This window comes from Burkholderia sp. MSMB1588, from assembly GCF_001546925.1.
GTDB classification, from domain to species: Bacteria; Pseudomonadota; Gammaproteobacteria; order Burkholderiales; family Burkholderiaceae; genus Burkholderia; species Burkholderia humptydooensis.
In genome coordinates, this window is sequence record NZ_LNJS01000001.1 from 749593 (window position 1) to 772832 (window position 23240).

The 23240-nt window shown below is 66.9% G+C and carries 21 protein-coding genes; 11 read left to right on the forward strand and 10 right to left on the reverse strand.

Annotated features, from left to right (window positions below):
* Nucleotides 1-67: 67 nt before the first annotated feature.
* A complete protein-coding gene (locus WS92_RS15125; RefSeq protein ID WP_004196460.1) occupies nucleotides 68-271 on the reverse strand; it encodes a cold-shock protein in 204 nt (67 codons plus the stop codon).
* A 529-nt stretch (nucleotides 272-800) separates the two neighbouring features.
* On the opposite strand from WS92_RS15125, the gene clpS reads away from it, so the two are divergent.
* The 5 genes from clpS to WS92_RS15150 all read left to right on the forward strand — a co-directional run bounded on the left by clpS (nucleotide 801) and on the right by WS92_RS15150 (nucleotide 6573).
* Nucleotides 801-1115: an ATP-dependent Clp protease adapter ClpS gene (gene clpS, locus WS92_RS15130; protein WP_006024808.1), complete on the forward strand. Its 315-nt coding sequence runs from the start codon at nucleotides 801-803 to the stop codon at nucleotides 1113-1115.
* Entirely contained in the window at nucleotides 1112-3412 is a 2301-nt protein-coding gene (gene clpA, locus WS92_RS15135) for an ATP-dependent Clp protease ATP-binding subunit ClpA (RefSeq protein ID WP_006024809.1), read from the forward strand. The genes clpS and clpA overlap by 4 nt, the downstream gene beginning before the upstream one ends.
* Before the next feature lie 99 nt (nucleotides 3413-3511).
* On the forward strand, nucleotides 3512-4903 hold the full coding sequence (locus tag WS92_RS15140; protein ID WP_059932068.1) for an amino acid permease: 1392 nt from the start codon (nucleotides 3512-3514) through the stop codon (nucleotides 4901-4903).
* The gene (locus WS92_RS15145) at nucleotides 4900-5634 is read left to right on the forward strand and encodes a hypothetical protein (protein WP_059932070.1); all 735 of its coding nucleotides are present in this window, start codon (nucleotides 4900-4902) and stop codon (nucleotides 5632-5634) included. The genes WS92_RS15140 and WS92_RS15145 overlap by 4 nt, the downstream gene beginning before the upstream one ends.
* Before the next feature lie 135 nt (nucleotides 5635-5769).
* Entirely contained in the window at nucleotides 5770-6573 is an 804-nt protein-coding gene (locus tag WS92_RS15150) for a COG4705 family protein (protein WP_059932073.1), read from the forward strand.
* Between the two features lie 83 nt (nucleotides 6574-6656).
* Here the strand turns inward: WS92_RS15150 and dut are convergent, their stop codons facing one another.
* The 5 genes from dut to WS92_RS15175 all read right to left on the reverse strand — a co-directional run bounded on the left by dut (nucleotide 6657) and on the right by WS92_RS15175 (nucleotide 12885).
* Nucleotides 6657-7103, reverse strand: coding sequence for a dUTP diphosphatase (dut, locus tag WS92_RS15155; protein ID WP_006024813.1), 447 nt, complete (start codon nucleotides 7101-7103; stop codon nucleotides 6657-6659).
* A 66-nt stretch (nucleotides 7104-7169) separates the two neighbouring features.
* Nucleotides 7170-8381, reverse strand: coding sequence for a bifunctional phosphopantothenoylcysteine decarboxylase/phosphopantothenate--cysteine ligase CoaBC (coaBC, locus tag WS92_RS15160; RefSeq protein WP_059932075.1), 1212 nt, complete (start codon nucleotides 8379-8381; stop codon nucleotides 7170-7172).
* Between the two features lie 61 nt (nucleotides 8382-8442).
* Entirely contained in the window at nucleotides 8443-8943 is a 501-nt protein-coding gene (gene lspA / locus WS92_RS15165; RefSeq protein ID WP_059932079.1) for a signal peptidase II, read from the reverse strand.
* On the reverse strand, nucleotides 8944-11781 hold the full coding sequence (gene ileS / locus WS92_RS15170) for an isoleucine--tRNA ligase (RefSeq protein WP_015601466.1): 2838 nt from the start codon (nucleotides 11779-11781) through the stop codon (nucleotides 8944-8946).
* 111 nt (nucleotides 11782-11892) lie between these two features.
* Nucleotides 11893-12885, reverse strand: coding sequence for a bifunctional riboflavin kinase/FAD synthetase (locus WS92_RS15175; protein WP_006024817.1), 993 nt, complete (start codon nucleotides 12883-12885; stop codon nucleotides 11893-11895).
* 125 nt (nucleotides 12886-13010) lie between these two features.
* On the opposite strand from WS92_RS15175, the gene purN reads away from it, so the two are divergent.
* The 6 genes from purN (at nucleotide 13011) to nadC (ending at nucleotide 19867) form a co-directional block, all read left to right on the forward strand.
* Entirely contained in the window at nucleotides 13011-13673 is a 663-nt protein-coding gene (gene purN, locus WS92_RS15180) for a phosphoribosylglycinamide formyltransferase (protein ID WP_006024818.1), read from the forward strand.
* Nucleotides 13670-14932: an RsmB/NOP family class I SAM-dependent RNA methyltransferase gene (locus WS92_RS15185; protein WP_059932081.1), complete on the forward strand. Its 1263-nt coding sequence runs from the start codon at nucleotides 13670-13672 to the stop codon at nucleotides 14930-14932. Before purN ends, WS92_RS15185 begins: the two co-directional genes overlap by 4 nt.
* A gap of 15 nt (nucleotides 14933-14947) precedes the next feature.
* A complete protein-coding gene (locus WS92_RS15190) occupies nucleotides 14948-16300 on the forward strand; it encodes a mechanosensitive ion channel family protein (RefSeq protein ID WP_015601676.1) in 1353 nt (450 codons plus the stop codon).
* A gap of 196 nt (nucleotides 16301-16496) precedes the next feature.
* Nucleotides 16497-17693, forward strand: a complete 1197-nt coding sequence (locus WS92_RS15195) for a DesA family fatty acid desaturase (RefSeq protein ID WP_006024821.1) — start codon at nucleotides 16497-16499, stop codon at nucleotides 17691-17693.
* A 156-nt stretch (nucleotides 17694-17849) separates the two neighbouring features.
* On the forward strand, nucleotides 17850-18986 hold the full coding sequence (gene nadA, locus WS92_RS15200; protein WP_059932235.1) for a quinolinate synthase NadA: 1137 nt from the start codon (nucleotides 17850-17852) through the stop codon (nucleotides 18984-18986).
* The gene (gene nadC / locus WS92_RS15205) at nucleotides 18983-19867 is read left to right on the forward strand and encodes a carboxylating nicotinate-nucleotide diphosphorylase (RefSeq protein ID WP_059932083.1); all 885 of its coding nucleotides are present in this window, start codon (nucleotides 18983-18985) and stop codon (nucleotides 19865-19867) included. Before nadA ends, nadC begins: the two co-directional genes overlap by 4 nt.
* Before the next feature lie 132 nt (nucleotides 19868-19999).
* Here the strand turns inward: nadC and nadB are convergent, their stop codons facing one another.
* From nadB to radC, 4 genes are all read right to left on the reverse strand, one after another.
* Nucleotides 20000-21601, reverse strand: coding sequence for an L-aspartate oxidase (gene nadB / locus WS92_RS15210; RefSeq protein WP_009911507.1), 1602 nt, complete (start codon nucleotides 21599-21601; stop codon nucleotides 20000-20002).
* A 167-nt stretch (nucleotides 21602-21768) separates the two neighbouring features.
* Nucleotides 21769-21936, reverse strand: coding sequence for a 50S ribosomal protein L33 (rpmG, locus tag WS92_RS15215; RefSeq protein WP_004185395.1), 168 nt, complete (start codon nucleotides 21934-21936; stop codon nucleotides 21769-21771).
* Between the two features lie 17 nt (nucleotides 21937-21953).
* Nucleotides 21954-22187, reverse strand: a complete 234-nt coding sequence (gene rpmB, locus WS92_RS15220; protein ID WP_004186391.1) for a 50S ribosomal protein L28 — start codon at nucleotides 22185-22187, stop codon at nucleotides 21954-21956.
* 256 nt (nucleotides 22188-22443) lie between these two features.
* The gene (radC, locus tag WS92_RS15225; RefSeq protein WP_015602417.1) at nucleotides 22444-23238 is read right to left on the reverse strand and encodes a RadC family protein; all 795 of its coding nucleotides are present in this window, start codon (nucleotides 23236-23238) and stop codon (nucleotides 22444-22446) included.
* Between the last annotated feature and the right edge of the window lie 2 nt (nucleotides 23239-23240).

The window sequence follows — 23240 nt, forward strand, 5'->3', positions numbered from 1 at the left end:
GCGCTGCGTGGGCGGGCGAAAAAAACCCGGCTGGAAGCCGGGTTTTCATTTCTGATCCAGACGGCCCTCAAGCAGCTTGGATGTTCGACGCTTGCTTACCCTTCGGGCCTTGCACCACCTCGAAGCTGACCTTTTGGCCTTCCTTCAGGGTCTTGAAGCCCTGCATGTTGATCGCCGAGAAATGTGCAAACAGATCTTCGCCGCCTTCGTCGGGCGTGATGAAACCGAAGCCCTTCGCGTCATTGAACCATTTGACAATACCAGTTGCCATACCTACTTCCCCTGTCACACAGTCGCTACTTACAACGAGCACGCTCGAAAAGCTAAACGACCTGCATACGCAGCCGTTCCCCCCTCACAAGCTCACCTCGGCCTCTTTCATTTGTCAAAGACAAATTGAAAAAAGTGCCAGCTTGATTGTTGGCGCTCTTTAATTGAGTGTCAAGAAAATTTTTAGACGTATACGGGGACGTTGTAAAGAACCCATTTTCAGGGTTTATCCCGCTTTGCTTTGCAGCATCGGAGCGAGCGAGGGGGCTTGAAAAGTCGCATAATCGTCGCACATACCAGGCTCGAGTGACGCGCGTTCGAGGTCGTGCGCGTTGTGGGATACTCGATCCACGCATGGTGCGCGGGTGGCATGCCGCATGCTTGCACATCGAACGGGAGCCGGCCCCGCAGCCGGCTCCCGTTCGATGTGAGAGGGACGCTGCCGCACGTGGGGAGCCGGGGAGGGCGCCGGCTGGTCAGTCGGTTAATGACAGGATTGCGGGCCTGTCCGAGTTGTTTAGAATGGGTGTATGGCGATTATCCCGGACAAGCAGGACAGCACCGTCCTGGAACGCAAGGAACAGAAGCTCAAGCCGCCTTCGATGTACAAGGTGGTGCTCCTGAACGACGACTTCACGCCAATGGAATTCGTGGTGATGATCGTGCAGGAGTATTTCAGGAAAGATCGCGAGACGGCCACACAGATTATGCTGAAGGTGCATCGCGAAGGGCGGGGGGTTTGTGGGGTCTATACGCGAGACATCGCGTCGACCAAAGTCGAGCAAGTCGTTACCCATGCGCGGCAGGCCGGGCATCCGCTGCAGTGCGTGATGGAGGAAGCATGATTGCCCAGGAATTGGAAGTCAGCCTGCACATGGCGTTCATGGAAGCGCGCCAGGCGCGGCATGAGTTCATTACGGTCGAGCATCTTTTGTTGGCCCTGCTGGATAATCCGACGGCAGCCGAGGTGTTGCGCGCGTGCGCGGCGAACATCGAGGATCTGCGGCAGAACCTGCGCAACTTCATCCACGACAACACGCCGACCGTTCCCGGCACCGACGACGTCGACACGCAGCCGACACTCGGCTTTCAGCGCGTGATCCAGCGCGCGATCATGCACGTGCAGTCGACCTCGAACGGCAAGAAGGAAGTCACGGGCGCGAACGTGCTCGTCGCGATCTTCGGCGAGAAGGATTCGCACGCCGTCTACTATCTGCAACAGCAGGGCGTGACGCGCCTCGACGTCGTCAACTTCATTTCGCACGGCATCGCGAAGACGAGCAGCAGCGAATCCGCGAAGCCCGCCGACGCGAACGCCGAAGGCGAGGACGCGAGCACGCAGAAGGAAACGCCGCTCGCGCAGTTCACGCAGAACCTGAACCAGATGGCGAAGGACGGCCGCATTGATCCGCTCATCGGGCGCGAGTCCGAGGTCGAGCGCGTCGTGCAGGTGCTCTGCCGCCGCCGCAAGAACAATCCGCTGCTCGTCGGCGAGGCGGGCGTCGGCAAGACGGCGATCGCCGAGGGCCTCGCGTATCGCATCACGCGCGGCGAGGTGCCCGACATCCTCGCGAACGCGCAGGTGTATTCGCTCGACATGGGCGCGCTGCTCGCGGGCACGAAGTACCGCGGCGATTTCGAGCAGCGTCTGAAGACGGTGTTGAAGGAGCTGAAGGAGCGTCCGCACGCGATTCTCTTCATCGACGAGATCCACACGCTGATCGGCGCGGGCGCCGCGTCGGGCGGCACGCTCGACGCGTCGAACCTGCTGAAGCCGGCGCTGTCGTCGGGCACGCTCAAGTGCATTGGAGCGACGACGTTCACCGAATATCGCGGCATCTTCGAAAAGGATGCGGCGCTGTCGCGGCGCTTCCAGAAGATCGACGTGACCGAGCCGAGCGTCGAGCAGACGGTCGCGATCCTGCGCGGCCTGAAATCTCGCTTCGAGGAGCATCACGGCGTCAAGTATTCGTCGGGCGCGCTGTCGGCCGCGGCCGAGCTGTCGGCGCGCTTCATCACCGATCGTCATCTGCCCGACAAGGCGATCGACGTGATCGACGAGGCGGGCGCCGCGCAGCGCGTGCTGCCGAAGTCGAAGCAGAAGAAGACGATCGGCAAGAGCGAGATCGAGGAAATCATCTCGAAGATCGCGCGCATCCCGCCGCAGAGCGTGTCGCAGGACGACCGCAGCAAGCTGCAGACGCTCGATCGCGACCTGAAGAGCGTCGTGTTCGGCCAGGACCCGGCGATCGACGCGCTCGCGTCCGCGATCAAGATGGCGCGCGCGGGACTCGGCAAGCTCGACAAGCCGATCGGCGCGTTCCTGTTCTCCGGCCCGACGGGCGTCGGCAAGACCGAAGTGGCGCGCCAGCTCGCGTTCACGCTCGGCATCGAGCTGATTCGCTTCGACATGTCGGAATACATGGAGCGTCACGCGGTGAGCCGCCTGATCGGCGCGCCGCCCGGATACGTTGGGTTCGACCAGGGCGGGTTGCTCACCGAGGCGGTCACGAAGAAGCCGCACTGCGTGCTGCTGCTCGACGAGATCGAGAAGGCGCATCCGGACATCTTCAACGTGCTGCTGCAGGTGATGGATCACGGCACGCTGACGGACAACAACGGCCGCAAGGCGGATTTCCGCAACGTCATCATCATCATGACGACGAACGCGGGCGCGGAGTCGATGCAGAAGGCGACGATCGGCTTCACGACGCGGCGCGAAGTGGGCGACGAGATGGCGGACATCAAGCGCCTGTTCACGCCCGAGTTCCGCAACCGGCTCGATGCGACGATCAGCTTCCGTGCGCTCGATGAGGAAATCATCATGCGCGTGGTCGACAAGTTCCTGATCCAGCTCGAGGAGCAACTGCACGAGAAGAAGGTCGACGCGCTCTTCACCGACGCGTTGCGCAAGCATCTCGCGAAGCACGGCTTCGACCCGCTGATGGGCGCGCGGCCGATGCAGCGGCTGATCCAGGACACGATCCGGCGCGCGCTCGCCGACGAGCTGCTGTTCGGCAAGCTCGTGAACGGCGGCCACGTGACGGTCGACGTCGACGAGGACGACAAGGTGCTGCTGTCGTTCGACAAGACTGCGACGCCGCCCAGCAAGCCGAACGAAGAGGCGGTCGAAGTCGAATAATCGCAGGTTCAAAACGTTTCGCATGAACGGCGCGGGAAGTCTTCCGCGCCGTTTCGCTTTATTTGCGGCAGATAAAAGGTACGGAAGCAGGAGTCTGGTTTGACACAACAACAACGGACGTTCGACTTGATCGTCGAACGCGAGAAGGGCCTGCGGCGCGGGCTCTCGTCGGCTCAGATGGCGATGATCGCGATCGGAGGCGCGATCGGAACGGGCCTCTTTCTGGGCAGCGGCTTCGCGATCGGGCTAGCGGGGCCGGGCGTGCTGGTGTCATATGCGATCGGCGCGCTGATCGCGCTGCTGCTGATGGGCGCGCTCGCGGAGATGACCGTCGCGCATCCGACGTCCGGGTCGTTCGGCGCGTATGCCGAGCACTACGTCGGCCCGCTCGCGGGATTTCTCGTCCGCTATGCATACTGGTCGGCCGTCGTGTTCGCGGTCGGCACCGAGGTGAGTGCGATCGCCGTCTTCATGAAGTACTGGTATCCGGGCGTGCCCGGCTGGTATTGGGTCGTCGGCTTTTCGGCCGCGCTGATCGTGGTCAACATGACGAGCGTCACGCTCTACGGCGTCGTCGAATACGTGTTCTCGATGCTGAAGATCGCCGCGATCGTCATGTTCATCGCGCTCGGCGCGTACTTTGTCGCGACGGCGCCCGCGTCGTCCGGCATCGGATTCGCGAATTATTCGGCGCACGGCGGCTTCTTCCCGAAGGGCTTCTCGGGCGCGTGGGTCGCGGTGATCGTCGCGATTTTCAGCTATATGAGCATCGAAACGGTCGCGATCGCGGCGGGCGAGGCGCGCGATCCGCAGCGCGCGGTGTCGCGCGCGTTTCGATCGACCGTGTTCCGCCTCGTGCTGTTCTATCTGCTCACGCTCGCGCTGATGCTCGCGATCGTGCCGTGGACGCAGGCCGGCACCGACGAAAGCCCGTTCGTCAAGGTGATGGCCGCGACGCACGTGCCGTATGCGGCGGGCGTCATCAATTTCGTCGTGCTCATCGCCGCGCTGTCCGCGATGAACAGCCAGTTGTACGTGACGACGCGGATGATGTTCAGCCTGTCGCGCGCGCGGCTCGCACCCGCGATGTTCGGGCGCGTCGGCGCGAACGGCGTGCCGCTGGCGGCGCTCGTCGTGTCGTCGAGCGGCGTCGCGGTCGCGGCCGTGCTGGTCGCGCTGTATCCGGAGACCGCGTTCACGCTGCTGATGGCGATCGCGATGTTCGGCGCGTTGTTCACGTGGTTGATGATCTTCGTCACGCATCTGTGCTTTCGCGCACGCTATCGTGGCCCCGCACCCGCGTTCCGCATGTGGCTGCATCCGGCGGGCAGCCTGGCGGGCGTGGCGCTCGTCGGCGCGGTGCTCGTGACGACTGCGTTCACGCGCGAGTTCAGAATGACGATGATGGTCGGCGTTGCGTTCATCGTGCTGCTGACGCTCGCCTATCGGCTGCATTACCGCGCGCGGCACATCTGGCGAGAGACAGCATGACGACGAGAAAGACGAGCGACGCATCCGATGTCGACTCCGCGACGGCCGCGCGGGCGAGCAGGCTCGTGCGCATGAAGAAGCGCACGTTGCTGGCTGCGCTGGGCGCGCTCGCCGGCCCGTTTGGCGCGGCGTTCGCGGCGTCGAGCAGCTCCGCTGTTCCGCCCCTCGACACGACACCCTGGCTCGCGAGCGTGCAGGCGCCGAAGACTCCGTTCTTCACGCGCGAGCCAGATGCGCAAGGCGCGTCGTTCCACTTCACGAACAGCGGCCATTACGTCGCGAAGGGGCGCGAGGTCGTCGTCAGCGAAACGGCGGAAGGCGATATGTGGCAGGGCGGGATGGTGCATGCGACGTACATCGACGGCGCGGGCGCCGAGACGTCCGGATGGCTCGTGCGCTCGCATTTGCGGCAGGCGACGAAACCCGCGCCGCCGTCCGCGTGGGACGGCCGCTGGCGCAGCAGCGCGGGCGCGCGTCGGCTCATCGTGCACGGCGATCGCATCAGCTATTCGTTTGCCGGCGGCGGCGCGGGCGGCGCGCAGTCGCGCGTCGAGATGCTGCTGCGGATGCGGCCCGTGTCGGGTGACGAAGCGAAGCTGTCGCGCATGCCGGCGTCGGACGGCGTGTGCGATCTCGACGTGCGGCGTCTCGGCGACTATCTTGTCGTGTCGGCGCGTGATTGTTTCATCCTGGGCGCGAATCCTGAGGGAATCCTGCGCAGGCAGCAATAACGCGCATGCTGGAACCGGCATGTTCGCGCACCGCGCATGCGGGTTAACACTCTCTTAAGCGACCGTTCTCTAGCATTCGGGGCTCGTGCCGCATTGCGGCGAATGAACTGTTCCGAATTCCTTCGAGAGGCTCGCATGAACAAACTCCCTGCGATCACGCTCGCATTCTGGGTAATGAAGATCTGCGCGACGACGCTCGGTGAAACCGGCGGCGATCTGCTGTCGATGACGCTCGACGTCGGCTACGCGTACAGCTCGCTGATCCTGTTCTCGTTCTTCATCGTCGCGCTCGCCGCGCAGCTCGCGACGACGCGCTACCGCCCGGCGATCTACTGGGCGGTGATCGTCGCGACGAGCACGGCCGGCACGACGATGTCCGACTTCATGGACCGCTCGCTCGGCCTCGGCTATGCGGCTGGCTCGGGCATCCTCATCGCGATCCTGCTGACGATCTTCGCGGTGTGGCGCCTGCAGGGCGAATCGCTCGCCGTGACCGAGATTCGCACGCGCAAGGTCGAGGTGCTCTACTGGATCGCGATTCTGTTCTCGAACACGCTCGGCACCGCGCTCGGCGATTTTCTCGCCGACAGCTCGGGCCTCGGCTTCGCGGGCGGCGCGTTCCTGATCGGCGGCCTGCTCGCGGTGATCGTGCTTGCCGCGTACTTCACGAACGTGTCGAAGGTGTTCCTGTTCTGGGCGGCGTTCGTGCTCACGCGGCCGTTCGGCGCGACGGTCGGCGATCTGTTGACGAAGCCCGTCGCGAAGGGCGGACTCGGCTTCGGCACCGTCGGCTCGTCGGCGATTCTCGCGGGCGTGCTGATCGCGCTCGTGATTTATGCGAGCGCCGGCGAAGCGAAGCGGCAGAAGCGGGAGCGGGCGGCGAACGTGGCGCGGCAGCCGCGCGTCGGCTGGGAGGAACGCGCCGCGCTCGAGGATTGAGCGGCGGCCCGACGGAAACGGGAATGAGACGGCGGGCGAGCGTGCGGGGCAGCCGGACCAGGCGAGGCCCCGCACGCGGCCGGTCAGTGGCGGCCGGTGCTGCCGAAGCCGCCCGCGCCGCGCTCGCTTTGCGCGAAGTCGTCGACGACGTTGAACGTCGCCTGCACGACCGGCACGATCACGAGCTGCGCGAGGCGCTCGAACGGGTTCAGCACGAACTCGGTCTGGCCGCGGTTCCACGTCGAGATCATCAGCTCGCCCTGGTAGTCCGAATCGATGAGGCCGACGAGGTTGCCGAGCACGATGCCGTGCTTGTGGCCGAGGCCCGAGCGCGGCAGGATCAGCGCCGCGTGGCCGGGATCGGCGAGATGGATCGCGAGGCCCGTCGGCACGAGCGCCGTGTCGCCCGGCTTCAGCGTGACGGGCGCGTCGAGGCACGCGCGCAGGTCGAGGCCCGCGCTGCCCGTCGTCGCGTATTTCGGCAGGTAGTCGCGCATGCGCGCGTCGAGAATCTTCAGATCGAGTTTCATGCGGCGAAAGTCGGTGACGAGGGTTGAGAGTGGCGTGGCGCGGCGCGGCGCGGCCGCGGCAATGCGTCAGATGAGGCTCGTGTCGGGCAGGCGCTTCGCGATCTCGGCGACGATCGCGTGCGCGAGCGTCATCTTGTCGGCGCGCGGCAGCCGCGTCGTGCCGCCCGCTTCGAACAGCACGACTTCGTTGTCGTCGAGGCCGAACGTGAGCGGCCCGAGATTGCCGATCAGGAGCGGCACGTTCTTGCGCACGCGCTTTTCTTCGCCGTGCACGTCGAGATCGCCGCTTTCCGCCGCGAAGCCGACGCAGTAGGGCGCATCGGGCAGCGCGGCGACTGTCGCGAGGATGTCGGGGTTCTCGACGAACGTGAGCGCCGGCATCCTGTGGTCGGCGGTCTTCTTGATCTTGTGCTCGGCGGGCTGCGCGGCGCGCCAGTCGGCGACCGCGGCGACCGCGATGAACACGTCCGTGTCCGGCACCGCGTTCAGCACCGCATCGTACATCTGCTGCGCGGTCTGCACGTCCTCGCGGTACACGCCCCACGGCGTCGGCAGATGGACGGGGCCCGAGACGAGATGCACGTCGGCGCCCGCCTGCTGCGCGGCGCGCGCGAGCGCGAAGCCCATCTTGCCGCTCGAGCGGTTCGTCAGGCCGCGAACCGGATCGAGCGGTTCGAACGTCGGGCCGGCCGTGATCAGCACGCGGCGATGCGCGAACACCTTCGGCTGGAAATGCGTGACGATCGCTTCAAAGATCGCCTCCGGCTCGAGCATCCGGCCGTCGCCGACTTCGCCGCACGCCTGCGCGCCCGAATCGGGGCCGAGCACCGCGACGCCGTCGTGGCGCAGTTGCGCGACGTTGCGCTGCGTTGCCGGGTTCTGCCACATCTGGCGGTTCATCGCGGGCACGACGAGCAGCGGGCAGTCGCGCGCGATGCACAGCGTCGACAGCAGATCGTCGGCGAAGCCGTGCGCGAGCTTCGCGAGGACGTCGGTCGACGCGGGCGCGATCACGATCGCGTCGGCTTCGCGCGACAGATCGATGTGCGCCATGTTGTTCGGCATCCGCGCGTCCCACTGGCTCGTGTAGACGGGGCGGCCGGACAGCGCCTGCATCGTGACGGGGGTGATGAACTGCGTCGCGGCTTCCGTCATCACGACCTGCACGGTCGCGCCCGCCTTCGTCAGAAGACGCGTGAGCTCGGCGATCTTGTAGCAGGCGATGCCGCCCGAGAGGCCGAGGACGAGATGTTTTCCTGCGAGTTCTGCGTGTGCCAACTGAGGCCTCCGAAAGCACGTGGGGCCGGCGCGCGCCGGCCCCTGCGCGAAGTGTATGCGCTTAGCGCGCGCCGCGCACGCGACGCAGCTCGTCGTAGATGAGCAGCACCGCGCCCACAGTGATCGCGGAGTCGGCGAGGTTGAACGCGGGCCAGTGCCACGCGCCAACGTGGAAGTCGAGGAAGTCGACCACGTGGCCGTAGATCAGGCGGTCGATCACGTTGCCGAGTGCGCCGCCGAGAATCAGCGCGAGCGACAGGCTGAAGAGCCGCTGGTGGCCGTGGCGCTTGAGCAGATAGCAGATCGCGAGCGTCGCGCCGATGCCGAGCGCGGTGAATGCCCAGCGTTGCCAGCCGCCCGCCGTCGCGAGAAAGCCGAACGCGGCGCCGCGATTGTAGATCAGCGTCAGGTTGAAGAACGGCGTGAGCGCGTGCATCGCGCCGTACGCGAACGTCTTGAGCACGGCGATCTTCGTCAACTGATCGAACAGGATCACGATCAGCGAGATGCCGAGCCACGGCGCGAGCGCGCCGCCCGCGGATTTCGACTGAATCTTCACCATTTACGCAGCGCTCCGGGTTTCGCCGTTTTCGAACAGGTTGGAGAAGCAGCGGCCGCAGAGCGTCGGATGATCGGCGTGCGAGCCGACGTCCTCGCGGTAGTGCCAGCAGCGCTCGCACTTCTGGTACGTCGACGCCGCGACTTCGACGCTTTCGTCGTCTTGCGCATCGACCTTCACGACCGTCGCCGCCGACGTGATCAGCACGAACTTCAGATCGTCGCCGAGGCTCGCGAGCGCGTCGTAGCGCTCGCCCGACGCGCGCACTTCGACTTGCGCCTGCAGCGACGAGCCGATCCGGTTCGCGGTGCGCGCTTCCTCGAGCGCCTTCGTCACGTTGCCGCGCACGTCGCGCAGCAGCGCCCACTTCGCGACGAGCGCGTCGGCGTCCGCGACTTCCGGATACGCGTAATAGGTTTCGGTGAAGACCGTGTCGCTTTGCGGCTGGAACACGCGCCATGCTTCCTCCGCCGTGAACGACAGGAACGGCGCGAGCACGCGCAACAGGCCCTGCGTCACGTGGTAGAGCGCCGTCTGCGCGGAGCGGCGCGCGTTCGACGCGGGCGCGCTCGTGTACAGGCGGTCCTTCAGCACGTCGAGATAGAAGCCGCCCAAGTCTTCCGAGCAGAACGTCTGCAGTTTCGCGACGACCGGGTGGAACTCGTACTTCTCGTAATGCGCGAGCAGCTCGGTCTGCAACTGCGCGGCGAACGCAACCGCGTAGCGGTCGATCTCGAGCCATTGCCCGGGGGGCAGCGCGTCCTTCACGTAATCGAAATCCGACAGGTTCGCGAGCAGGAAGCGCAGCGTATTGCGGATCCGGCGATAGCCTTCCGTCACGCGCTTGAGAATTTCCTCGGAGATTGCGAGCTCGCCCGAATAGTCGGTCGACGCGATCCACAGGCGAATGATCTCCGCGCCGAGGCGGTTCGCGACTTCATGCGGATCGATCCCGTTGCCGAGCGACTTGCTCATCTTGCGGCCTTCGCCGTCGACCGTGAAGCCGTGCGTGAGGAGGCCCTTGTACGGCGCGCGGCCGTCGAGCATCGACGCGGTCAGCAGCGACGAATGGAACCAGCCGCGGTGCTGGTCCGAGCCTTCGAGATACAGATCGGCCGGGAACTGCAACTGATCCTTGTGCGAGCCGCGCAGCACGTGCCAGTGCGTCGTGCCCGAATCGAACCAGACGTCGAGCGTGTCGCGGTTCTTTTCGTACAGGTTCGCGTCGTCGCCGATCAGCTCGCGCGCGTCGAGCGTCTGCCACGCCTCGATGCCCTGCTTCTCGACGCGCTGCGCGACGGCTTCCAGCAGCTCGAGCGTGCGCGGATGCAGCTCGCCCGTTTCCTTGTGGACGAAGAACGCCATCGGCACGCCCCATTGGCGCTGGCGCGACAGCGTCCAGTCGGGGCGGTTCGCGATCATCGCGTGCAGGCGCTGCTTGCCCCACGACGGATAGAACGCGGTCGCGTCGACCGCGTCGAGCGCGGTTTCGCGCAGCGTCTGGCCGCCGGCGGCCGGCTGCGTGTCCATGCCGGCGAACCATTGCGACGTCGCGCGGTAGATGATCGGCGTCTTGTGGCGCCAGCAGTGCATGTAGCTGTGCGAGTAGTGCTCGTTGCGCAGCAGCGAGCCCGCTGCCTTCAGCGCGTCGACGATCTTCGGATTCGCGTCCCAGATCGTGAGCCCGCCGAACAGCGGCAGCGATTCGATGTAGCGGCCGTCGCCCATCACCGGGTTGATGATGTCGGAATCGGTCATCCCGTGCGACTTGCACGACGCGAAGTCCTCCACGCCGTATGCAGGCGACGAGTGGACGACGCCCGTGCCGGTGTCGGTCGTCACGTAGTCGCCGAGATAGACGGGCGACGTGCGCTTGTAGCCAGGGTGCGCGGAGGCGAGCGGGTGGTGGAAGCGCAGGTTCGCGAGCTTGTCGCCGCGCGCCGTCGCGACCACGCTGCCCGTGAGGCCGAAGTCCTTCATGCACGCTTCGACGCGCTCCTCGGCGAGGATGAGCAGGCCGCGCTCGGTGTCGACGAGCGCGTAGACGACGTCCGGATGCAGGTTGAGCGCCTGGTTCGCGGGGATGGTCCACGGCGTCGTGGTCCAGATCACGATCCCGCCTTCGGCGCGCGGCAGCGCGCTCAGCCCGAACGCATGCGCGGTCTTCGCGGGCTCGGCGAACGCGAACAGCACGTCGATCGTCGGATCGGTGCGGTCCTTGTATTCGACTTCCGCCTCGGCAAGCGCGGAGCCGCAGTCGAAGCACCAGTTCACGGGCTTCAGGCCGCGGTACACGTAGCCCTTCTCGATGATCTTGCCGAGCGCGCGGATTTCCTCCGCCTCGTTCTGGAAGTTCATCGTCTTGTACGGGTTGCTCCAGTCGCCGAGCACGCCGAGGCGCTTGAAGCCCGTCTTCTGCTTCTCGATCTGCTCGGTTGCGTACGCGCGCGCCTTTTCCATCACCTCGGCGGCGGGCAGCGACTTGCCGAACTGCTTCTCGATCTGGATCTCGATCGGCATCCCGTGGCAGTCCCAGCCGGGCACGTACGGCGCGTCGAAGCCTGCCATGTTGCGCGACTTCACGACCATGTCCTTCAGGATCTTGTTGACCGCGTGGCCGAGGTGAATGTCGCCGTTCGCGTACGGCGGGCCGTCGTGCAGGATGAACTTCGGGCGGCCCTGGCTCGCCGCGCGGATCTTCTCGTAGACGCCGCGCGCCTCCCAGTCCTTCACCCATTGCGGCTCGCGCTTCGGGAGGTCGCCGCGCATCGGGAACGGCGTGTCGAGCAGGTTGACCGGATACTTGGCCTGCGGTTTCGAATCGGCTTTCTTGTTGCTCATGTCGGGATCGCTGTGAAATCTGGGGGACGCTCGCGCGTCATGATAATCGGTGAGGCGGGCGCGGGTTTCGGCGGCGCGGCGCGGGCGGCGCCCGTGCGGGCGCGGCGCCGGTCAGCTAATTCGGTCGGTGGCCGACGTCGCGAAGCCGGTGGCGCGGCTGCCCGGCGCGCGGCCGTGCTCGGCGAAGTACGCGCGCGTGTCGACGACGTCCTGCGCGATCGCGCGCGCGAGCGTCTCGAGATCGACGAATTTCGCCTCGTCGCGCAGCTTCTTCAGGAATTCGACGCGAACGAGCTTGCCGTAGGCGTCGCCGTGCCAGTCGAGCAGGTGCACCTCGAGCAGCACGCGGCCGGAATCGTCGATGGTCGGCCGCACGCCGAGGCTCGCGACGCCCGGCAGCGGCTCGGGCGCGATGCCGTGCACATGCACGACGAAGATGCCGGACAGCGCCGGACGCTTGTGCGCGATCGGCAGGTTCAGTGTCGGGAAGCCGAGGTCGCGGCCGAGCTTCAGGCCGTGCGTGACGTGGCCGCTGATCGCGTAGCCGTGGCCGAGCGCGCGCGCGGCCGCGCCGAGGTCGCCCGCCGCGAGCGCGGCGCGCACGCCGGAGCTCGAGATCCGCGCGCCGTCGGCGTCGGCGAGCGTTTCCATCTGCTCGACCTCGAAGCCGAAGCGCTCGCCCGCCGCCTTCAGCGACGCGAAATTGCCCGCGCGCTTCGCGCCGTAGCAGAAGTCGTCGCCGACCATGATCCAGCGGGTGTGCAGCCCGTGGACGAGCGTGCGCTCGACGAACGCCTCGGGCGACTGGCTCGCGAACGTATGGTTGAAGTGCTCGACGACCACGCGGTCGACACCGTGCTCGCGCAGCGCCTCGAGCTTGTCGCGCAGCATCGCGATGCGCGGCGGCGCGCTCGCCGGATTGAAGAACTCGCGCGGGTGCGGCTCGAACGTCATCACGCACACGGGCAGCCCGCGCGCGTCCGCCGCCGCGCGCACGCGCGCGAGCAGGGCCTGGTGGCCGCGATGGACACCGTCGAAGTTGCCGATCGTCAGCGCGCACGGGGCGCGGCTCTCGGCGTTGGGCAGGCCGCGGAAGACTTTCACGATAGCGGGTGACAGCGTGGGGGAAAGCGCGGCCGGATGCCGCAAAGCAAGAGATTATAAACGTTCGGGCGGCCGGGCGGCTCAGGATGCCGGAAACGGCAGGGCCGAATGGTAAAATCCCGCGGATGAAAAAACTCGTCATCCTGATTTCCGGCCGCGGCAGCAACATGGAGGCCATCGTACGCGCTTGCGCGCGCGAGGGCTGGCCTGCCGAGGTCGCCGCCGTGATCTCCAACCGGCCGGACGCCGCCGGCCTCGAATTCGCGGCGTCGCACGGCATTGCGACGGCCGTCGTCGACCACCGCGCGTTCGACGGCCGCGACAGCTTCGACGCGGCGCTCGCCGTCGAGGTCGACCGCTTCGCCCCCGATCTCATCGTGCTCGCCGGCTTCATGCGCATCCTCACGCCGGCCTTCGTCGCCAAATATGAGGGACGGATGCTGAACATCCATCCGTCGCTGCTGCCGAGCTTCAAGGGCATCCACACGCATCAGCAGGCGCTCGACGCGGGCGTCGCGCTGCACGGCGCGTCCGTCCACTTCGTGATTCCGGAGCTCGACAGCGGCGCGATCGTCGCGCAGGCGGCGGTGCCCGTCGTCGCGGGCGACGACGCCGGCGCGCTCGCCGCGCGCGTGCTCGCCGCCGAGCACGTGCTGTATCCGCGCGCGGTGCGCTGGTTCGTCGAAGGGAAGCTGCGCCTCGACGCGGGGCGCGCGATCGTCGCGCCCGACGAGGCGCGCTGGCTGTTCGCGGATGCAATCGACACGTCGACGAGCGAGGGCGTATGAAGCTGCACGGTTTCCTGATTGGCCAGACCGAGGCGCTGCTCGCCGAGGTCCTGAAATTCGCCGGCCCGGCCGACGTGACGACGAGCCGTTTTTTCCGCGCGCATCCGAAGCTCGGCCACGCCGAGCGCGGCGTGATCGCCGAGGCGGTGTTCGCGGTGCTGCGGCGGAAGATGGAGTACGCGCACCTCGCCGAAAGCGGCGTCGGCGCGCCGGCGCGGCGCCTGGCGCTGCTCGGCCTGATGCAGACGGTCGGCCGCTCGGCGCTCAGGCCGTTCGTGTCGGATGCCGAATGGGCGTGGCTCGACCACGTCGCGAAGATCGATCCGGCGAGCCTGCCGCTGCGCGTGCGCACGAACCTGCCCGACTGGATTCATCAGGCGCTCGCCGAGCGCATGGGCGCCGACGAGCTCGCGCAGTTCGCTGCGGCCGTCAACTATCCGGCGCCGCTCGATCTGCGCGCGAACGCGCTGAAGGCGACGCGCGACCAGGTCGTCGACGGCCTGCGCGCGGCGGGCATCGACGCGGGCGCGACGCCGTTCGCGCCGTTCGGCGTGCGGGTCGTCGGCAAGCCGGCGCTCACGAAGCTCAAGCTGTTCGAAGAAGGGCAGATCGAGGTGCAGGACGAGGGCAGCCAACTGCTGTGCTCGCTCGTCGCGCCGCGGCGCGGCGAGATGGTCGTCGATTTCTGCGCGGGCGCGGGCGGCAAGACGCTCGCGCTCGGCGCGATGATGCGCTCGACGGGGCGCCTCTATGCGTTCGACGTGTCCGAGAAGCGCCTCGCGAAGCTCAAGCCGCGCCTCGCGAGGAGCGGCCTGTCGAACGTGAACCCGGTGCTGATCGACAGCGAGCACGACGCGAAGATCAAGCGGCTCGCGGGCAAGATCGACCGCGTGCTCGTCGACGCGCCGTGCAGCGGCCTCGGCACGCTGCGCCGCAATCCCGACCTGAAGTGGCGCCAGTCGCGCGAGACGCTCGACGAGCTCGCGCCGAAGCAGGCGTCGATTCTCGCGAGCGCCTCGCGCCTCGTGAAGAAGGGCGGCCGGCTCGTCTACGCGACCTGCAGCGTGCTCGAGGCGGAGAACGAGGCGATCGTGTCCGAATTTCTCGCCGCGCATCCGGAGTTCGCGCTCGTGCCGGCGAGCCGCGTGCTCGCCGAGCAGCGGATCGCGCTCGATACGGGCGACTATCTATCGCTCTGGCCGCACCGTCACGCGACCGACGGCTTCTTCGCCGCGGTGCTCGAGCGGCGCGCGCAGTAACGGGCGGGCTCGCGCATGGTCACGAATCACCTGACGCGGCAGCTCGCGGCCGTCGCGCGCGACTTCGGCCAGCCGGCGATGATCTGGCAGGCGGTCGCGTTCCTCGGCTCGCTCGCGCTCGCGTGGCTCGTCGCGCGCTACCTGCGCGGGCGGATCGACGCGCGCCGGCGCGCGGCCGGCCGCTCGCCCGGCCCCGGCGCGCTGAGTCTGAACCGCGCGCTGTTCCCGCTCATCGGCGGTGCGTTCATGTGGCTCGCGGAAACCGTGTTCGACGAGCTGATGCCAACGTCGCTGCTGCAGCTCGCGCTCGTGCCGCTCTTCGGCATCGGCCTCATCTACATCCTGTTCTTCGTCGCGCGCCGCGTGTTCGCGCGCGACGGCCACACGCATGCGTGGCTGTCGATCGTCGAGAAGATCGTGTCGACCGTCGTGTGGATCGCGATGGCGCTCACGGTGCTCGGCATCCAGCGCGACGTGCTCGCGTGGCTCGACAGCGTCCAGTTCCGCGTCGCGAATGCGCGCCTCACGCTGCTGTCGATCGTGTCGGGCGCGCTGTGGATCTGCGTGACGCTCGTCGTCGCGATGTGGCTCGGCTCGGTGCTCGAAGAGCGGCTGATGCGCGCGCGCTCGCTCGACGCGAACCTGCGGGTCGTGCTCGCGCGCGTCGGACGCGCGCTTCTCATCTTCGCGGCGGTGCTGATCGGGCTGTCGCTCGTCGGCATCGACGTGACCGTGCTCGGCGTGTTCGGCGGCGCGCTCGGCGTCGGGCTCGGCTTCGGCCTGCAGAAGATCGCGAGCAACTACGTGTCGGGCTTCATCATCCTGCTCGACCGGTCGCTGCGGCTCGGCGACGCGATCAACGTCGGCGGCCTGCAGGGCGTCGTCACGCAGATCCGCACGCGCTACACGGTCGTGCGCGGCCTCGACGGCAACGAAACGCTGATCCCTAACGAGAAGCTCATCACCGACGTCGTGCAGAACCAGTCGTCGTACCTGACGCGCGGCTATGCGAAGGTCGCGGTTCAGGTCGCGTACACGTCGGACGTCGAGCAGGCGATGGCGCTGCTCGCCGACGCGGCGAAGGGCGTCGAGCGCGTGCTCGAGGAGCCGGCGCCGACGCCTTATCTCGTCGGCTTCGGCGCGGACGGCATCGATCTCGAGCTCGGCTTCTGGATCGCCGACGCGGCGAAGGGGACGGCGAGCGTGCGTTCGGCGGTCAATCGGAACATCTGGCGGCTTTTTGTCGCACACGGGATCTCGATCCCGTTCCCGCAGCGGGAAGTGCGCGTGATCGGGCTGCCGGACGGCATCGCGTCCGCGCCGGCCGCGGACGGCCTGGCGGCGGGGCGGCAGCCGCGGGACGCATAGCGCGGCGGGGCGCCGCCGCGCCCCCGCTCAACCCGAAAACCCGTGCGCGCGTATTGCGCCGCCACAAAAAATATTCATTTTTTACAAAGACTTGGAACGGATGAAGTAAAATTCGATCCTATCGTGCTGTATGCTTTCATTTTCTTGACGCGGGTCATTTGAGCCGGCGTTCTTACTACTTCCACAGGTAACTGCCTTGTTGAATTCCCTGCTCGATTTCCTTTCCAACGGGCTTCTGCGTTTCTCGTGGTGGCAGATCGTGCTGTTCACGCTCGCCGTCACGCACGTGACGATCGTCGGCGTGACGGTCTATCTGCATCGCTGCCAGGCGCACCGCGCGCTCGATCTGCATCCGGTCATGAGCCATTTCTTCCGCCTCTGGCTGTGGATGACGACGGGCATGCTGACGGGCCAGTGGGCGGCGATCCACCGCAAGCACCACGCGAAATGCGAGACCGAGGAGGACCCGCACAGCCCGCAGACGCGCGGCATCTGGAAGGTGCTGCTCGAAGGCGCCGAGCTGTATCGCGCGGAGGCGAAGAACGAAGAGACGATGCGCAAGTACGGCCACGGCACGCCGAACGACTGGCTCGAGCGCAATCTCTACTCGAAGTATCCGATTCTCGGCGTGAGCCTGATGATGGTGATCGACGTCGCGCTGTTCGGCGTGGTCGGCCTTACCGTGTGGGCGGTCCAGATGGTGTGGATTCCGTTCTGGGCGGCGGGCGTCGTGAACGGCCTCGGCCACTTCTGGGGCTATCGCAACTTCAACGCGGCCGACGCGAGCACGAACCTGTTTCCGTGGGGCATCGTGATCGGCGGCGAGGAACTGCACAACAACCATCATACGTTTGCGACGTCGGCGAAGCTGTCGAACAAGTGGTACGAGTTCGACATCGGCTGGATGTACATCCGCATCATGTCGGCGTTCGGGCTCGCGAAGGTGAAGAAGATCGCGCCGACGCCGCGTCTCGCCGCGCGCAAGACGGTGCTCGACCAGGAAACGCTGCAGGCCGTGCTGTCGAACCGTTACGAGGTGATGGCGCGCTATGCGAAGACGCTCAAGCGTGCGTACAAGCAGGAACTCGCGCATCTGAAGGAATTGGGCGCGCGCGAGAAGTATCAGTTGATGCGCGGCGCACGCAAGTGGTTCCACAAGGACGAGGCGGGCCTCGACGAGCCGCAGAAGCGGATGCTGCCGGAGATCTTCGCGAACAGCCAGAAGCTGCACACGTTCTTCCAGTTGCGCGCCGAGCTCGCCGCGATCTGGGAGCGCTCGAACGCATCGCGCGAACAGTTGCTCGCGCAGTTGCAGGACTGGTGCCATCGCGCCGAGCAAAGCGGCATCAAGGCATTGCAGGAGTTCGCGACGCGCCTGCGCCGCTACGCGTGAGTCGTCCGCGCCGAAATCGATTAGAATTTCATGACGTCACAAACCCCGCGCTGGCGGGGTTTTTTCTTTTGGGCCAGTGGTTTTGCGATGCTGGCCGATCAGCAGGGCTGTGCTTTGCATGGAACCGGAGCAAGCGCCGGTCGATAGGAGATGAGGATGCAATCGGCGATCAAACCCGTCGAGTACGACCGCCCGATCGCGGCAGGGGCGGCCTGCGGCGTTGGCGAGGCATGGGCGAAGGTGCCGGCGGCGCTCGCCCCCGACGAGCGCGACGCGCTGAAGGCGCGAATCAAGGCACTGCTCGAGCGTGAAAGGGCGGTGCTGGTTGCGCACTATTACGTCGATGCGGACCTGCAGGCGCTCGCGGACGAAACGGGCGGCTGCGTCGCCGATTCGCTCGAGATGGCCCGCTTCGGCCGCGATCATGACGCGCAGACGCTCGTGGTGGCCGGCGTGCGCTTCATGGGCGAGACCGCGAAGATCCTGAGCCCGGGCAAGCGCGTGCTGATGCCCGACCTCGACGCGACGTGCTCGCTCGATCTCGGCTGCCCGGTCGACGAGTTCTCGCAGTTCTGCGACGCGCATCCGGATCGCACGGTCGTCGTCTACGCGAATACGAGCGCCGCCGTGAAGGCGCGCGCCGACTGGATGGTCACGTCGTCGATCGGCCTCGAGATCGTCGCCGATCTGCACGCGCGCGGCGAGAAGATCATCTGGGCGCCGGACTGGCATCTCGGCGGCTACATCCGGAAGAAAACGGGCGCGGACATGCTGATGTGGCAGGGTTCGTGTCTTGTGCACGACGAATTCAAGGGCATCGAGCTGGATCTGCTGCGCCGCGAATACCCGGACGCGAAGATCCTCGTGCACCCCGAATCGCCCGAGAGCGTCGTCGCGCTGGCGGATGTCGTCGGCTCGACGACGCAACTGATCGATGCTGCCGTGAAGCTCGATGCGCGGCGTTTCATCGTCGCGACCGATCTCGGCATTCTGCACAAGATGCGGCTCGCGGCCCCCGGCAAGACCTTCATCGAGGCGCCGACGGCCGGCAACAGCGCGACGTGCAAGAGTTGCGCGCATTGCCCGTGGATGGCGATGAACGCGCTGTCGAACCTCGCCGACGTGCTCGAGCGCGGTCACAACGAGATCTTCGTCGATACGGCGATCGCCGAGCGCGCGCGCGTGCCGATCGACCGGATGCTCGATTTCGCCGCGCGTCACCGGCAGCGCGTGCGGGCGAGCGGCGATCTGCAGCGCGACCAGTCGCTCTTTGCGAACGTGGGGGCCGCATGACGATCGACGCGGTGTCGCCGCTCTTCGCGGAAATCTCGCGCGAATACGGCGCCGCGTTCGACGCGGCGATCGCGCGCAATGTCGCCGATGCGCTCGCCGAGGACGTCGGCAGCGGCGATCAGACCGGGCGTCTCGTGCCGGACGGCGCGCCGCGCCGCGCGCGCGTGATCGTGCGCGAGGACGCGGTGCTGTGTGGCGTGCCGTGGTTCGACGCGGTGGTGCGCGTGGTCGATCCGTCGATCGAAGTCGACTGGCGCTATCGCGAAGGCGACAGGATGACGGCCGATTCGACCGTCTGCGAACTCCGCGGCCCTGCACGCTCGCTGCTGACGGCCGAGCGCAACGCGCTCAATTTCCTCCAACTGCTGTCGGGCGTCGCGACCGCGACGCGCCGCTACGTCGACCGGATCGCCGAGACGCGCACGCGGGTTCTCGATACGCGCAAGACGCTGCCGGGCCTGCGGCTCGCGCAGAAGTACGCGGTGCGCGTGGGCGGCGGCGCGAACCAGCGGCTCGCGCTCTACGCGGGCATCCTGATCAAGGAGAATCACATCGCGGCGGCGGGCGGCGTCGGCGAGGCGCTCGATGCGGCGTTCGCGCTGAACGCCGACGTGCCGGTGCAGATCGAGGTCGAAACGCTCGACCAGTTGCGCACGGCGCTCGCGCACGGCGCGCAATCGGTGCTGCTCGACAATTTCACGCTCGACATGATGCGCGACGCAGTGCGCATCACCGAGGGCCGCGCGGTGCTCGAGGTGTCGGGCGGCGTGAACTTCGATACGGTGCGCGCGATCGCCGAGACGGGCGTCGATCGGATCTCGATCGGCGCGCTGACGAAAGACGTGCGCGCGACCGATTATTCGATGCGTATCGTCGAATGACATGATGGCCGCGCGCATCGCGGATGCGCGCAGCCGGGCTGAAGAAAAGGCCGCCGGCGCTCGATGCGCGGGCGGCCTTTTTTATCGCGCGCCGCCTGGCCGATGCGCGTCGTGCCGCGCGGCCGGCCGTCGTTATTTCGGCGCGCGCCGCGGCGGCGTGAGCACGGTCGGCAGCGCCTTCGGCAATGCGTGCGGCCAGTCGCGGCTGTAGTGCAGCCCGCGGCTTTCGTGGCGCGCCCGCGCGCTGTCGACGATCAGCGATGCGACGTCGACGAGATTGCGCAACTCGAGCAGATCGCGGCTTACGCGGAAGTTCGCGTAGTACTCGTGGATCTCGTCGCGCAGCAGCTTGAGCCGATGCTGCGCGCGCTCGAGGCGCTTGTCGGTGCGCACGATGCCGACGTAGTTCCACATCAGGCGGCGCAGTTCGTCCCAGTTGTGCGCGACGACCACTTCCTCGTCGGCGTCCGCGACGCGGCTCTCGTCCCACGCGGGCAGCGGGCCGTGCGTCGCCGAATCGTAACCGGCGGCTTCGATTGCCTCGGCGGCCGCGCGGCCGATCACGAGGCATTCGAGCAGCGAGTTGCTCGCGAGACGGTTTGCGCCGTGCAGGCCCGTGTACGACGTCTCGCCGACCGCGTACAGGCCCGCGACGTCGGTGCGCCCGGCCAGATCGGTGACGGCGCCGCCGCATGTGTAGTGCGCGGCCGGCACGACCGGGATCGGCTCCTTCGAGATGTCGATGCCGAACTCGAGGCAGCGCGCGTGGATCGTCGGGAAATGCTCGCGCAGGAACGCTTCGGGCTGGTGGCTGATGTCGAGATACACGCAGTCGATCCCGCGCTTCTTGATCTCGAAGTCGATCGCGCGCGCGACGATGTCGCGCGGGGCGAGCTCCGCGCGCGGATCGTGCGCGGGCATGAAGCGGGTGCCGTCCGGCAGCTTGAGGAGGCCGCCTTCGCCGCGCACCGCCTCGGAAATGAGGAACGACTTCGCGTACGGATGGAAGAGGCACGTTGGATGGAATTGGATGAACTCCATGTTCGCGACGCGCGCGCCCGCGCGCCACGCCATCGCGATGCCGTCGCCCGTCGCCGTGTCCGGGTTCGTCGTGTACAGATAGACCTTGCCCGCGCCGCCCGTCGCGAGCACCGTGTGCGGCGCCTCGATCGTCACCGTGCGGCCCGTCTGCACGTCGAGCGCATAGAGGCCGACGCAGCGCCGGCCTGGAAGGCCGGGCAGCCCGAGGCGATCGGACGTGATCAGGTCGATCGCGTGGTGATCCTCGAAGAACGTGATGTTCGGATGCGTGCGCGCGCGCGCGGACAGCGTCGCGAGCACCGCGTGGCCCGTCGCGTCCGCCGCGTGGATGATGCGGCGATGGCTGTGGCCGCCTTCGCGCGTCAGGTGAAAGCCGAGCTCGGCGGCGTCGTCCTTCGTGAACGGCACGCCTTGCGAGATCAGCCATTCGATCGCCTCGCGGCCGTGCTCGACGATGTAGCGCGTCGCCGCTTCGTCGCACAGGCCGCCGCCCGCGATCAGCGTGTCGCTCACGTGATTCTCGACGCTGTCCGCCGAATCGAGCACCGCGGCGATGCCGCCTTGCGCGTAGCCGCTCGCGCCCTCCATCATCGACCGCTTCGCGATCAGCGCGACGCGTCGCGTTTGCGCGAGATTGAGCGCGACCGACAGACCGGCGAGGCCGCTGCCCACGATCGCCACATCGAAATTCATCTGCATCTCCGTTTCTTGCGCGTTTTGTCTTATCTTTCCCGCCATGCGCAATGCGGCGGAAAGGGCAGAGCATACCGCGTCGGAGAAACGCTTGCGTGCCCGCCAACGCAAAAAGCCCCGCGATTGCGGGGCTTTTCGTCGTCGTCAGGCTCGTTGAAACCGGAGAATTACTTGATCTTGGTTTCCTTGTACGCCACATGCTTGCGGGCGACGGGATCGAACTTCATGATCTCCATCTTTTCCGGCATGTTGCGCTTGTTCTTCGTGGTCGTATAGAAGTGACCCGTGCCCGCGGTGGACTCGAGCTTGATCTTGTCGCGTGCGCCTTTCGCCATGTTCGTGCTCCTTGGACTTAGGCTTCGCCGCGTGCGCGCAGGTCAGCGAGCACGGAATCGATGCCGTTCTTGTCGATCAGGCGCAGGCCGGCGTTCGAGACGCGCAGACGCACCCAACGGTTTTCGCTTTCCACCCAGAACCGGCGGTTTTGCAGATTCGGCAGGAAGCGACGCTTCGTCTTGTTGTTGGCGTGGGAAACATTGTTGCCGCTCATCGGCGCTTTCCCAGTTACTTGGCATACGCGTGCCATGAGAGCACTCCTAATACGCTGAATTCGGGTTCGATCGCCGGTGAAGGCTCTCTTCCTCGCATGGCCGCGTGAGCTTAGACCTTGCCGGGAAAAGCGCCTCCGATCCGTGGTCGGCCTGACGACCTGCCACGAGACCGCTTCAGCGGCTTCAGAACTGGTTGGAAAAAAGACAGACGGCGATTCTAACAGAAAAACTTCAGGAAAATCAAACCCAATTTCGCATGCGGATGTTGCGGGGCGCGGCGCCCGCGGCGAGCTAGATCCAGCCCGCCTGCGCGAACGAAAACGTATCGCTTGCGCCGACGACGAAATGATCGATCAACTTGACGTCGACGAGCGCGAGCGCGTCGCGCAGCACGCTCGTCAGGCGCCGGTCCGCGGCGCTCGGCCGCACCGCGCCCGACGGGTGATTATGCGCGACGATGAGCGCCGCCGCATTCAGCGCGAGCGCACGCCGCACGATTTCGCGCGGATAGACGGCCATCCGCGTAAGCGATCCGTGCGCGGTTTCCTCCGTCTGCACCAGCCGGTGCCGCGCGTCGAGAAAGAGGCAGACGAATACTTCGCGCGGCCGCGTGCCGATCAGGAGCCGCAGATAATCCTCGACCGCGCCGGGCGAATCGACGAGCGGCCGCTCGCGGGCCTTCTCGGCGAGCGCGCGGCGCGCGAGCTCGACGACCGCGACGAGGATCGCGGTGCGGGCGGGGCCGATTCCGCGCAGGCCCTTGAAATCGTCGGGCGCCGCGTCGAGCAGTGCGCGCAGCGAGCCGAAGCGCGCGAGCAGCGTGTGCGCGAGCGCAAACACGTCGTGGCCGGGCAGGCCCGAGCCGAGCAGAAGCGCGACGAGCTCCGCGTCGGACAGCGCGGCGGGGCCGCGCGCGAGCAGGCGCTCGCGCGGCAGATCGCGGCCGCGGCGCGCGGCCGCGCGGGCCGGCAGCGCGACGACGGGCGGCAGCGCGGCGGGCGGCAAGGCGGCGGGCGGTGCGGTGGGCCGCTCGCGCGCGGGCTCGTCGTCAACGTTTTCTCCAGCCGAGAGACTCTCGTGCCGCATGC